We start from the raw sequence: 11,586 nt of genomic DNA on the forward strand, positions 1-11,586 counted from the left end.
ATGGGTATACGCATCCCGGCGCCCGGTTGTTCCGCTCGACCCCGAATTGTGATCCACGGACCATCCGGAACTGCACGTGCGCACCGATCGGTGAAGCCTGTTAACGCCATTCTTCGCAGGCGTAACCTGAGCGCATGCCCAAGACGTTCGTCGGCGTGCGCCTGCGTCAACTACGCACGGAACGCAAGATGAGTCAGGTAGCTCTGGCCGGACAGCTCGAGATCTCCGCGAGCTACCTCAACCAGATCGAACACGACGTGCGGCCTCTCACCGTCCCGGTCCTGCTGCGGATTTCCGAGGTGTTCGGCGTCGACACGTCGTTCTTCTCGTCCGAGGACGACACCAGGCTGGTGGCCGAGCTGCGCGAAGTCGCGCTGGATCAGGACATGGGCATCGTCGCCGACGCGCACGAGATCGCGCAGATGGTGTCTTCCCATCCGCAGTTGGCGCGAGCGATGGTCAACATGCATCGTCGGTATCGCAACACCACCGCTCAACTCGCCGCGGCGACCGAGGAGCGGTTCGCCGACGGTAGTGGCAGCGGGTCGATCAGCAAGCCGCACGAGGAGGTACGTGACTACTTCTATCAGCGACAGAACTATCTCCATGAATTGGACACAGCGGCAGAGGAATTGACGTCGCGGATCCGCTTCCATCGGGCCGACGTCGGTAACGAGATCGCCAAACGCCTACGCACGGTGCACGAGGTGCAGATCGTCAATCGGATCGATCTGGGCGAGAACGTTCTGCACCGGTTCGACCCGAAGACTCGGCTGCTGGAGATCTCGCCCCACCTGTCCGGCGGGCAGCGGGTCTTCAAGTTCGCGGCAGAATTGGCCTACCTGGAGTGCGCGGACCTGCTCGAGCAGATGGTCGAGGAGGGAGGCTTCACGTCCGAGGCGTCCAAGAAGCTCGCGAAGCTGGGGTTCGCCAACTACTTCGCCGCCGCGACCGTTCTGCCGTATCACCAGTTCCACGACATAGCCGAGGATTTTCGCTACGACGTGGAACGGTTGTCGGCCTTCTTCTCGGTGAGCTTCGAGACGATATGCCATCGCTTGTCGACACTGCAGCGGCCGAAGCTCCGCGGAGTTCCGTTCTCCTTCGTCCGCGTCGACCGCGCCGGGAACATGTCGAAACGGCAGTCGGCGACGGGGTTTCATTTCTCGTCGAGTGGCGGAACGTGCCCGCTGTGGAACGTGTACGAGACGTTCGCCTACCCGGGCAAGATCATGACTCAGATCGCGGAGATGCCCGACGGGCGCAGTTACCTGTGGATCGCTCGGACCGTCGAGCGGCGCGCGGCGCGGTACGGCCAACCGGGCAAGACCTTCGCCATCGGACTCGGGTGCGAACTCCGCCATGCGGGCCGATTGGTCTACGCGGACGGGCTGGATCTACACGGGTCGTCGGTCGCCACGCCCATCGGAGCAGGCTGCCGTGTCTGCGAGCGGGCGAACTGCCCTCAACGCGCCTTCCCTCCCCTGGGCAAGGACCTGGACATCGACGAGCATCGAAGCTCCGTGTCTCCCTACCTCGTTCGCTGAGCGGCGTCGCCGCACTCGCAGCGGGTCAGGAGGCAGTGAATCCCTTGGCTCGGTCGGCGTCGAACGGACTCCACAGTGTCGTGGACAGTTCCTTCTTCACCAGAGGGATCACTTCCTCCGCGAAGCGGCGAAGCGTGTCCTTCTGCTGCTCGAAGTCCAGGACATGATTCACCGACACCGACTGCAGATCGTGCCCGTAACTGTCGTGGTAGTCGAGAATCTTCTCCGCAACCCTCTCCGGGGATCCCACCAGTGCCGGGCCGCGCTCGACAGCATCCTCGATGGTCCGGAAACTCGTCACCTTCCCCTTCGCGGCCGGGTCTTGCTTGCCACCGAGGTCACTCCGCAAGCTACGCTCCAGCCGCTTGTCCTGCTGGGCCACGAACCCTTCGTAGATCGGGCGGAACTCGTCGGTCGCCTGTTCGGTGGTGTCGGCGAGGAACAGCCCACCGGAACCCGATCCGACGTAGAGCTTCTCCGGGTCGTGGCCGTGCGCGAGGTACTGCTCCCGGTATCGATCGATGAGAACCTTGTAGTTCTCTCGCGGCTGCAGAGCGTTGGCGGTGACGATGGGATCTCCCCACTTCGCGGCCAGGTCCACCGCCTCCACCGACGTCGCGGATCCGTGCCAGATTCGAAACGGCCCGTCGAACGGCCGTGGAAGGGTGGTCGCGTCGACGAGTGGGTGCCGGTGCGTCCCGTTCCAGTCGACGTGCTCTTCACGAACGAGCCGCCGAAGCAGCTCGTAGTTCTCGGTGAGGTACTCGTACTGCTTGGAGATGTCGAGGCCGAACAGTGGGTACTGCAGTGCTTCGTTGCCTTTACCGATGACGGGTTCGAATCGTCCGCGGCTGAGTTGGTCGATCGTCGCGAAGTCCTCGGCGACACGGATCGGATCGAGGACGGCGACGACGGATACTCCGGTCGACAGCAGGATCCGGTCGGTCGCGTGGGCGATGGCACCGAGAATCACCGTCGGCGACGAGGACAGGACGTCCCCGGCGTGACGTTCTCCGACGGAGAAGGAATCGAAGCCGAGTTCTTCGGCGAGAACTGCCGTTTCGACGACGCGACCCAGCCTGTCCGACGGATGGACGACCTCCCCGGTCACCGGGTGCGGTGGGTTGAAGATGATGTCCAGAATCTGAAATCGCACGTCGAATGTCTTTCTGTTATTTGGAGAGCAAGCCGCGGGCGGAGAGTGAATCCCGAATGGTGTCGCGCCCTTTCAGCGATGTCGCGTCGCGCAGCCGCGCGAGCACGGCGGTGGTCCATGCCGTCGTGCGCCCCTGTTCGCGGTTGTACTCCCCCAGTCGTTCGTCGTAGACGTCGATGCCGGAGTCGGCCGTCTCGGCGTCGTAGACGTCGTGATGGAGAACCGACGCCAGCGGCAGTCGAGGCTTGATACCGGGACCGGTGCCGTCGGTGGCGACAGCGGAGCGGCCGACGGACAGCCCGAACACCGGGAACGCCGCGGGAGGCAGGTCGAGCTCGTCGGAGATCTCTTCGGGCGCGTTGCGGACGGCTCCCACGTACACCGTCCCCCAACCGAGTGACTCCGCGGCGACGACGGCGTTCTGCGCGGCCAATGCTGCGTCGATCGCGCCCAGGAGCGTCGAGTCCAGGTAGTCGGCACCCTCCGACGGCACACCCCGGCGTTCGGCCAGGCGCCGGACACGGCCCAGGTCGGCGAGAAAAACCAGGAACACCGGAGCTTGGGCAATGAAGGCCTGGTCACCTGCCAGCGTAGCGATCCGTGCCTTGCGCTCCGGATCACGGACGGCGACGACGCTCCAGGCCTGCAGGTTGGACGACGTCGGCGCGGACTGTGCTGCTGCGACGATGGTCTCGATGGTGGCGGTGTCGATCGGGTCCGAGGTGAAACTGCGCACCGAGCGATGGGAGAGCAGCACCTCCAGCGTCTCGTTCCGGTGCGCGAGCTCGCGTAGGTCCGGGTCGCGGTAGCGCTGAAATACTGGAGCAGGAGTCACTCGGACGATGATTGCCGCGTCGGTGCAGCGTGCACAGTGTTGGACTCAGCGTGATTCTATTGCCCGCAGCAGCGCCCCTGCGTCGGCGAACGCTCGTGCGCGGCGCAGCAGGGTCGGCGGGGCTGCAGGCTCGCCCTTCCACAGGCGGTAGAGGGTGGACATGGTGAGCACGAGCCGTTCGGGCGAGCCCCACGCCTGATACGGCTGAAAGTCCCTCGACTGCATCATGTTTCGTGCCGCATGCGCATACTCGACACCGGCGTCGAAGTGTTGGCGGCCGGCGTCGTCGACCCAGGTCCAGTACTCGCGGACCGCGCGGATCTCGTCGGCACCGCACAGTGGTCCGTGACCGGGCACGTACACGGCGGCGTCGAGCGCCAGTAGATGATCGAGTGCATCGATCCAGTTGGACAAGGGGCCGTGCCACAGGATGGGCGTCGAACCGATGAACAGTAGGTCACCGCTGAACACCACACCAACATCGGGCACGTGGGCGATCAGGTCTCCCGCCGTGTGCGCGGGCCCCAGATATCTGAGTTGTACGGCTCTGGTTCCGACGTCGATCCGTTCCGTCACGTCGAAGGTGTGATTCGGTAGCCGCGGCGAGGTACGGGGAAAGGTCGCCCCGCCCCGCACACGGTCCATGTAAGTCCCGGTTGCTCCGACCGGCCCGGGCAACCGGCCCGCCAGTGCCCCCAACGACGCGAACAGGTGCACGCCCGACGGGGGCGTCTCCTCCTTCATCGCATGCAACGACGCTGCGCTCGTGATGATTCTGGCGTCCGACGGAACCGTGTCGTTGCCCCACCAATGGTCGCCGTCCGAGTGCGTGTTGACCACGTCGGTGACCGGTGATCGTCGTGTGAGAGAACGATTCTCGGACGCGATGGCGTCGGCCCTGCCCGTGTCCCAGACGGTGTCGATCACCATCGATGCCGCACCGTCGTCGACGATCAGGCCGGTGTTCGTCTGGCCCCAGCCTCCAGGCGTCCACAGGTGGGCCCAGGTGCCGTCGGCGATCTGCTGTGCGTTCATGCACTCGACCCTAGCTACCGGGTCACTGGTCCGCCTCGGCTTCGAAGCGGGCGTTGCGACGACGCATCCACCACACCCCGAGTCCGACGACTCCGCCGCCGACGACGGCTCCGACGACACCGCCTGCCCAGGAACTCGCATCGGAGAACGTGTTCGGTTGCAACCTGATCAACGCCCCGACGTATCCGATGATCAGCACCACCGCGACGACGAGTCCGCGCACCCGGTTGATCTTGGACGCGGTGTACAGGTTGACCTTCCGCGCCGCCGAGTAACCGATGGTCAGGACGTTGATCACGGTGAGGGTGACGAGGATGCCGAGGCCGACCCATGCCCCGGTGGTGCCTGCCACCCACGGCAACACCGCGGCAGAGACGAGCGAGGCCCACTGGAAGAGCTGAAACCCTATGGCCGACGCTTCGTTCCACACATCACGCTGACGTTCGTCGTCGTAGAACTCGTCGTCCAGATCGCCGACGAATCGAAGTGCTTTCACGAACGCGTTCATATCTGCTCCTTCGTCAGTTCCTGCAGCTCGGTTGCTTCGGCAGCAGCTTCGGCCTCGCGGTCGAGTCGACGCTTGCGAACGAGGCCGTGCACCCCGCACCCGACACCGACGCACGCTCCGATGGCCATACCGACGAACACGGCTGCACCTCCTGCGCTCAGGTACTCGGAAGCCAGGGTGATCATCGCGCCGAACGCCGCGATCAGGTACACGCCGGTGCACAGGTAGATCCTTGGGCGAGCCAGTGATTGGGAGGTGTACATGTCGAGGCCTCGGGCCTTCGCGTACATCAGAACCATCGACGACACCGTGAAGAACACGGCCAGCACGCCGAGCGTGATCCAACTGCCGGTCACGCCTGCCACCCACGGGAGAACGGATCCGGCGATCAGCAGAGTCCAGACGAACAGCTGAAACCCTATGGCCGAGGCCTCGTTCCACACATCGCGCTGACGTTCATCGTCGTAGAATTCGTCGTCGAGATCGCCGATGTACTGCATCGCCGCTGTGAAGGTGCTCATCTCTACTCCGTTTCGAAGAGTGTTTCGACGGTCGTTCCCAGTGCTCGCGCCAGCTTGATCGCGAGGTAGACGCTCGGGGCGTAATCGCCGCCCTCGACCGAAACGATGCTCTGCCTGCTGACTCCGCAGATCTTGCCCAGCTCGGCCTGGGTGAGCCGCGCCGCTTTGCGGTGCTCGCGCACCGAGTTGATCTTCAGCGCGTCGGTGGCCTTCGCCGCGTCTCTCATAGGTAAAAGTCAAGCGGACTTGTCACTGGATGTCAACCCTGCTTGTCATTTCGATCGACGGCCGGTTGTTTACACCCGCGTAATCCGTGCAACGAACTCGTCACCGCGGAACATATCAACGCAATACTTCCCCTTTACTGTCTGCAATCGCGAATACAACTCCGTATACAAGCGAAAGGGCTTCCGCGATGCCTGCTCTTCCTTCCAGCAAGTTCGCCACCAAGGCACTGGTGCTCCCCGCAGCGCTGGCGATGGTCGGACTGACCCTCACCGCGTGCGGCAGCAGGGCCGGTGACACGGCGTCGGGCGAGGGTGGCGGGGCCACCGAATCCTGCGTCGACACCTCGGGCGACACCGTCAAGGTCGGTTCGCTGAACTCCCTGTCCGGCACGATGGCGATCAGTGAAGTGACGGTTCGTGATTCGATCGCCCTGGCCGTGGAGGAGATCAACGCGTCGGGAGGCGTCAACGGAAAGCAGATCGAGGTGGTCGCCGAGGACGGTGCGTCCGAGCCGACCGTGTTCGCGGAGAAGGCCGAGAAGCTCATCAGCAGCGACTGTGTCGCAGCGGTATTCGGCGGGTGGACGTCGTCGTCGCGCAAGGCCATGCTTCCGGTCTTCGAGGACAACGACGCACTCCTGTACTACCCGGTGCAGTACGAAGGCCTCGAAGCGTCGGACAACATCTTCTACACCGGCGCCACGACCAATCAACAGATCATCCCCGCGCTGGATTACCTGAAGGAGCAGGGGGTCACCTCGCTCTACCTGGTCGGTAGCGACTACGTCTTCCCGCAGACCGCCAACCGCGAGATCAAGGCGTACGCCGCGGCCAACGGCATCGAGATCAAGGGCGAGGACTACACGCCGCTCGGGTCCACCGACTTCTCCACCATCGTCAACAAGGTTCGATCCGCCGACGCGGACGCCGTGTTCAACACGCTCAACGGCGACTCCAACGTCGCGTTCTTCCGTGAGTACACCAATGCCGGCCTCAATGCCGCTGACATGCCGGTTATTTCGGTGTCCATCGCCGAGGAAGAGGTCGCGGGCATCGGTGCACAGAACATCGCGGGCCAGTTGACGGCGTGGAACTACTACCAGACGGTCGACACACCGGAGAACTCGAAGTTCGTCGCCGACTACAAGGCCAAGTACGGCGCCGACAAGCCGACCTCCGATCCGATGGAAGCCGCGTACACCTCGGTGTACCTGTGGAAGAACACCGTCGAGAAGGCAGATTCGTTCGCAGTCGCCGACATTCAGGCCGCGGCGGACGGCGTGAGCTTCGCAGCCCCCGAGGGTGAAGTGGTCATCAACGGCGACAACCACCACATCTCCAAGACCGCACGCATCGGTGAAATCCGTCCCGACGGCCTGATCTACACGGTCTGGGAGTCGCCGGCACCGATCGAGCCCGACCCGTTCCTGGAGACCTACGACTGGGCCGCCGACCTCAATTGACCCCGGTCCCCGCTGTGCGCGCACATGTAGGCCAGGGTCGGCATGTACGCGCACGGAGGGGCCTGTAAAGGAGCCTTACATGGATGTCGTAGTCGGGCAGCTGTTCACCGGCCTGAGTATCGGATCGATTCTCTTGCTCGCCGCTCTGGGACTCTCGCTGACGTTCGGTCAGATGGGCGTCATCAACATGGCTCATGGTGAGTTCATCATGGCCGGTTCGTACACCGCGTACGTCGTGCAGCAGATCGTCTCCACCGGCGGAGCGTCGCTGTTCATCTCTCTGATCGTCGGATTCCTCGTCGGCGGCGCCATGGGCGTCCTGCTCGAGGTCACGCTCATCCAGCGCATGTATCACCGGCCGTTGGACACACTGCTCGTCACCTTCGGTGTCGGTCTGGTTCTCCAGCAGCTCGCCCGCGACATCTTCGGCGCTCCGGCCGTCAACGTCGTCTCCCCCGGCTGGTTGTCCGGCGGTGTCGACATCCTCGGAGCCGTCGTCCCCAAGACGAGGATCTTCATTCTCGTTCTCGCCGTACTCTGCGTTCTCGCACTGTCGTTCGCGCTCAAGACGACACCGATGGGTCGACGCATCCGCGCGGTCGTGCAGAACCGCGATCTCGCCGAGACGTCGGGCATCTCGTCCCGTAGGACCGACATCTCGACGTTCTTCATCGGGTCCGGCCTCGCCGGCGTCGCCGGTGTGGCGTTGACGCTGATCGGCTCCACCAGTTCCACCGTCGGGCAGAGCTATCTGATCGACGCGTTCCTGGTGGTCGTCGTCGGCGGCCTCGGCCAGATCAAGGGCGCGGTGATAGCCGCGTTCACACTCGGCATCGTCAACTCGTTCATCGAGTACAACACGACGGCGTCCATTGCCAAGGTCATTCTGTTCGTCCTCATCGTGATCTTCCTCCAAGCCCGCCCGCAGGGTCTGTTCGCGGTCAAGACAAGGAGTTTGGTGTGAAAACCTTCGTCGCGAAACGTGGAGCATTGCTCGGTTTCGCCATCGCCGCGATCCTCCTGTTCGCCGTCGCACCGGCTGTTCTCAGTGAGTTCAGGCTCAATCTTCTCGGCAAGTTCATCTGCTACGCCATCGTTGCGGTAGGCATCGGATTAGCCTGGGGCCGAGGCGGAATGCTCACGCTCGGCCAGGGTGTGTTCTTCGGGCTCGGTGCGTACATCATGGCGATGCACCTCAAGATCTCCGACGCCGACATCCGCGGCGACGCGGTCCCGGACTTCATGTCCATCGCCGGTATTCGCGAGCTACCGTCGTACTGGGTTCCGTTCCAGTCTCCGCTCGTCACGATCCTCGGGATCCTGTTCATCCCGGCTTTCGTCGCACTCGTCCTCGGTCTCGGCGTCTTCAAGCGTCGGGTCAAGGGTGCGTACTTCGCCATCCTCAGTCAGGCGCTGGCCGCTGCGTTCGCCATCCTGCTGATCGGTCAGCAGAGCACCGGTGGATCCAACGGACTGAACCGATTCCGGACGTTCTTCGGGTTCAACCTGAACGACCCGGCCAACAAGCAGATGCTGTTCTTCATCGCGGCCGGTGTTCTGCTCGCGGTCGTCGCCATCACTCGCCAGCTGATGTACTCGCGGTACGGAGAGCTGCTCGTCGCCGTTCGCGACCAGGAGGAGCGCGTCCGCTTCCTCGGATACGATCCCGCGAACGTCAAGATCGTCGCCTACGTCGCCGCTGCGTTCTTCGCCGGCCTCGCCGGAGCCCTGTTCGTGCCCATCGTCGGGATCGTCTCACCGAACGACGTCGGCATCGTCCCGTCCATCGCCTTCCTGATCGGCGTTGCGATCGGCGGACGCACCACACTTCTGGGGCCGGTGCTGGGCGCGCTCGGCGTCGCGTGGGCTCAGACCACACTCTCGGAGCAGTTCCCGTCCGGGTGGACCTACGCACAGGGATTGCTGTTCATCGTCGTCGTCGGATTCTTCCCCGCGGGTGTGGCCGGTCTGTTCGCACTCCGGAAACGAAAGAAGGCAGGTGACGACGTGGTCACCGTCGATGCCGTGGAGAAGGAGCTCGTCAAATGATCCACGTGGAGGGGCATCAGCCCACGTTCGGTGGCAATGCAGGCATGTCGAGCCAGTACCTGGAAGTCCGCGGTCTCACCGTCAGTTTCGACGGCTTCAAGGCGAACACCGACGTCGATCTCACTCTCATGCAGGGCGATCTCCGATTTCTCATCGGACCGAACGGTGCAGGCAAGACGACGCTGATCGACGCCATCACCGGACTCGTCCCAGCAACGGGATCGGTCACCAAGTCCGGCGTCGAACTGCTCGGCAAGAAGGTGCACCAGATCGCACGGCTCGGCGTCGGTCGAACGTTCCAGACTGCCAGCATCTTCGAGCAGCTCACCGTGTTGCAGAACCTCGACATCGCAGCGGGGTCGAAACGCACGTGGTCGACGATGCTCCGCAAACGCAAGACGGTGTCGGACGAGATCGAGGAGGCGCTCGAGACGATCGGCCTGAAGGCGCACCGGGACAAGCCGGCGGGCATTCTCGCGCACGGCCAGAAGCAGTGGCTCGAGATCGGAATGTTGTTGGTGCAGAACGCCGATGTGCTTCTGCTCGACGAGCCCGTTGCCGGTATGAGTCACGAGGAGCGGGAGGAGACAGGTGAACTGCTGCGCCGCATCGGCGGTGAGCGCACGGTCGTCGTCGTCGAGCACGACATGGACTTCATGCGCGCGTTCGCGACGTCGGTGACGGTCCTCGCCGGAGGCCGAATCCTGTCGGAGGGCACCGTCGCCGAGGTCCAGGCCGACCCGAAGGTCCAGGAGGTGTATCTCGGTACCGCAGCGGCGGGCGAGGAACTCGATCAGATCGCAGAAGAAGGAGACAGTCATGCTTGAGCTGATCGACGTACGCAACGGGTACGGCCGGAGCGAAGTCATCCACGGTGCGTCGCTGACCGTTCCGGCCGACGGCGTCGCGGCCGTCATGGGACACAACGGTGCGGGGAAGACGACGCTGCTCCGTGCCGCCGTCGGACTGTTGAAGGTCACCTCGGGCAAGGTCATGTTCGACGGTGAGGACGTCAGCGCGTTGCGGCCGAGCGCGCGCGTCGCTCGTGGTCTCGCCTACGTACCGCAGGGGCAACAGTCCTTCGGGCAGTTGACGACGGCCGAGAACCTGCAGGTCGTCGCCGACGGCCGTAAACGCGGAAAAGCGCTGATCGACGAGGCCCTCGACCTCTTCCCCGCGTTGAAGGAGCTCCTCACCCGTCGTGCCGGACTGCTGTCCGGCGGGCAGCGTCAGCAGTTGGCGATCGCCCGGGCACTCATCACCGAACCGAAGATGCTGATTCTCGACGAGCCCACCGAGGGCATCCAACCGTCGGTCGTCGCCGAGATCGAGCGCACCATCCTGGATCTGACCCGTCGCGGCGGTCTCGGTGTCCTGTTGGTGGAGCAGCACATCGGCTTCGCTCTGGAGTCCGCACAGAACTACTACATTCTCGAGGCCGGGCGAATCACGTCGAGCGGCAACGGCGGGGCCGATTCGGAAGCCGACGTTCGTGCAGCGATGGCGATCTGAGCGGCGACCACGAACATGACAGATGTGCCCTACACCGCGATCAGCGGCGGAGGACCTCTGCGCGAACAGGTGTACGTCGCGCTCCGTCAGGATCTGATGGCGGGGGTGTTCGACCCGACGACACGCCTCGGCGAGGAGAAACTCGCCGAGGCGTACGGGGTGTCGCGCACGCCCGTCCGAGAAGCGATGGCGCGTCTTCTCGCCGACGGGTTGGTGCAGCGACTCGACGCGGGCCTCTTTCCGTACCGGCCACGTCTCGACGATCTGGCCGACCTCTACGAACTCCGAACGACTTTGGAGCTCCGAGGTATCGACCGGGTCGACACCGAGCCGCACGACGCCACCGCGGTCCGCGAGGTCCTGAACGACTGGACGCAGGCGAGGTCGTCACTTCCGCACCCGGACGCGGAGTTCGTCGCGCGGGACGAATCGTTCCACGTGACGCTGCTGGCGGCGTCGGGCAATCCTGCGTTGGCCGAGGCGCTTCGTGCGGTGAACGCACGGATACGACCGGTGCGGATGTTCGATTCCCTGACTCGGGAGCGCATCGCGTCCACTGTCGACGAACACGTTGCCATCTGTGCGGCCGTCGTGGAAGGGGATCTCGCGGCGGCACGAGCGTCGCTGCTGGCGCACATCGACCTCGCGCAGCGGATCGTCATCGACCGTGCGACTCAGGCTCTGTCGATGGCGAAGATAGCACTGGCAGTGCAGAATTAGAGCTCGGACGGCG

Annotated in this window: 13 protein-coding genes; 7 read left to right on the forward strand and 6 right to left on the reverse strand. The window is 64.1% G+C overall.

Going from position 1 to position 11,586, the window contains the following annotated elements; translation table 11 throughout:
- Window positions 1–134: 134 nt before the first annotated feature.
- Window positions 135–1,547 (forward strand): acetate metabolism transcriptional regulator RamB, encoded by a 1,413-nt coding sequence (gene ramB / locus BH95_RS14475; RefSeq protein WP_020112553.1) that lies wholly within the window; start codon window positions 135–137, stop codon window positions 1,545–1,547.
- A 25-nt stretch (window positions 1,548–1,572) separates the two neighbouring features.
- Here the strand turns inward: ramB and BH95_RS14480 are convergent, their stop codons facing one another.
- From BH95_RS14480 to BH95_RS14505, 6 genes are read right to left on the reverse strand one after another with little or no spacing between them, the layout of a single operon-like run.
- Window positions 1,573–2,703, reverse strand: coding sequence for an LLM class flavin-dependent oxidoreductase (locus tag BH95_RS14480; RefSeq protein WP_037182826.1), 1,131 nt, complete (start codon window positions 2,701–2,703; stop codon window positions 1,573–1,575).
- A gap of 16 nt (window positions 2,704–2,719) precedes the next feature.
- Window positions 2,720–3,538, reverse strand: coding sequence for an NADPH-dependent oxidoreductase (locus BH95_RS14485; RefSeq protein WP_019666570.1), 819 nt, complete (start codon window positions 3,536–3,538; stop codon window positions 2,720–2,722).
- A 45-nt stretch (window positions 3,539–3,583) separates the two neighbouring features.
- Entirely contained in the window at window positions 3,584–4,573 is a 990-nt protein-coding gene (locus tag BH95_RS14490) for an MBL fold metallo-hydrolase (RefSeq protein ID WP_037182829.1), read from the reverse strand.
- A 22-nt stretch (window positions 4,574–4,595) separates the two neighbouring features.
- The gene (locus BH95_RS14495) at window positions 4,596–5,081 is read right to left on the reverse strand and encodes a hypothetical protein (RefSeq protein ID WP_019666572.1); all 486 of its coding nucleotides are present in this window, start codon (window positions 5,079–5,081) and stop codon (window positions 4,596–4,598) included.
- Window positions 5,078–5,602, reverse strand: a complete 525-nt coding sequence (locus BH95_RS14500) for a hypothetical protein (protein ID WP_020112556.1) — start codon at window positions 5,600–5,602, stop codon at window positions 5,078–5,080. The genes BH95_RS14495 and BH95_RS14500 overlap by 4 nt, the downstream gene beginning before the upstream one ends.
- Window positions 5,603–5,604: 2 nt before the next feature.
- Window positions 5,605–5,829, reverse strand: a complete 225-nt coding sequence (locus BH95_RS14505) for a helix-turn-helix transcriptional regulator (protein ID WP_037182832.1) — start codon at window positions 5,827–5,829, stop codon at window positions 5,605–5,607.
- Window positions 5,830–6,017: 188 nt separating this feature from the next.
- On the opposite strand from BH95_RS14505, the gene urtA reads away from it, so the two are divergent.
- From urtA to BH95_RS14535, 6 genes are all read left to right on the forward strand, one after another.
- The gene (gene urtA / locus BH95_RS14510) at window positions 6,018–7,292 is read left to right on the forward strand and encodes an urea ABC transporter substrate-binding protein (protein ID WP_020112557.1); all 1,275 of its coding nucleotides are present in this window, start codon (window positions 6,018–6,020) and stop codon (window positions 7,290–7,292) included.
- A 79-nt stretch (window positions 7,293–7,371) separates the two neighbouring features.
- Window positions 7,372–8,256: an urea ABC transporter permease subunit UrtB gene (gene urtB / locus BH95_RS14515; protein ID WP_020112558.1), complete on the forward strand. Its 885-nt coding sequence runs from the start codon at window positions 7,372–7,374 to the stop codon at window positions 8,254–8,256.
- Window positions 8,253–9,341 (forward strand): urea ABC transporter permease subunit UrtC, encoded by a 1,089-nt coding sequence (gene urtC / locus BH95_RS14520; protein WP_052060062.1) that lies wholly within the window; start codon window positions 8,253–8,255, stop codon window positions 9,339–9,341. Before urtB ends, urtC begins: the two co-directional genes overlap by 4 nt.
- Entirely contained in the window at window positions 9,338–10,168 is an 831-nt protein-coding gene (urtD, locus tag BH95_RS14525) for an urea ABC transporter ATP-binding protein UrtD (RefSeq protein ID WP_019666578.1), read from the forward strand. Before urtC ends, urtD begins: the two co-directional genes overlap by 4 nt.
- Window positions 10,161–10,853, forward strand: a complete 693-nt coding sequence (gene urtE / locus BH95_RS14530) for an urea ABC transporter ATP-binding subunit UrtE (RefSeq protein WP_037182835.1) — start codon at window positions 10,161–10,163, stop codon at window positions 10,851–10,853. Before urtD ends, urtE begins: the two co-directional genes overlap by 8 nt.
- A gap of 15 nt (window positions 10,854–10,868) precedes the next feature.
- Window positions 10,869–11,573 (forward strand): GntR family transcriptional regulator, encoded by a 705-nt coding sequence (locus tag BH95_RS14535; protein WP_051104951.1) that lies wholly within the window; start codon window positions 10,869–10,871, stop codon window positions 11,571–11,573.
- Window positions 11,574–11,586 lie beyond the last annotated feature (13 nt).

Origin of the sequence: Rhodococcoides fascians A44A, from assembly GCF_000760735.1 — a bacterium.
GTDB lineage: Bacteria > Actinomycetota > Actinomycetes > Mycobacteriales > Mycobacteriaceae > Rhodococcoides > Rhodococcoides fascians_E.

Coding starts and splice junctions, on each gene's coding strand:
- BH95_RS14535 (WP_051104951.1), top strand. CDS start 10,869: ATGACAGATGTGCCCTACACCGCGATCAGCGGCGGAGGACCTCTGCGC.
- BH95_RS14505 (WP_037182832.1), bottom strand. CDS start 5,829: ATGAGAGACGCGGCGAAGGCCACCGACGCGCTGAAGATCAACTCGGTG.
- urtB (WP_020112558.1), top strand. CDS start 7,372: ATGGATGTCGTAGTCGGGCAGCTGTTCACCGGCCTGAGTATCGGATCG.
- urtD (WP_019666578.1), top strand. CDS start 9,338: ATGATCCACGTGGAGGGGCATCAGCCCACGTTCGGTGGCAATGCAGGC.
- urtE (WP_037182835.1), top strand. CDS start 10,161: ATGCTTGAGCTGATCGACGTACGCAACGGGTACGGCCGGAGCGAAGTC.
- ramB (WP_020112553.1), top strand. CDS start 135: ATGCCCAAGACGTTCGTCGGCGTGCGCCTGCGTCAACTACGCACGGAA.
- BH95_RS14500 (WP_020112556.1), bottom strand. CDS start 5,602: ATGAGCACCTTCACAGCGGCGATGCAGTACATCGGCGATCTCGACGAC.
- BH95_RS14495 (WP_019666572.1), bottom strand. CDS start 5,081: ATGAACGCGTTCGTGAAAGCACTTCGATTCGTCGGCGATCTGGACGAC.
- urtA (WP_020112557.1), top strand. CDS start 6,018: ATGCCTGCTCTTCCTTCCAGCAAGTTCGCCACCAAGGCACTGGTGCTC.
- BH95_RS14490 (WP_037182829.1), bottom strand. CDS start 4,573: ATGAACGCACAGCAGATCGCCGACGGCACCTGGGCCCACCTGTGGACG.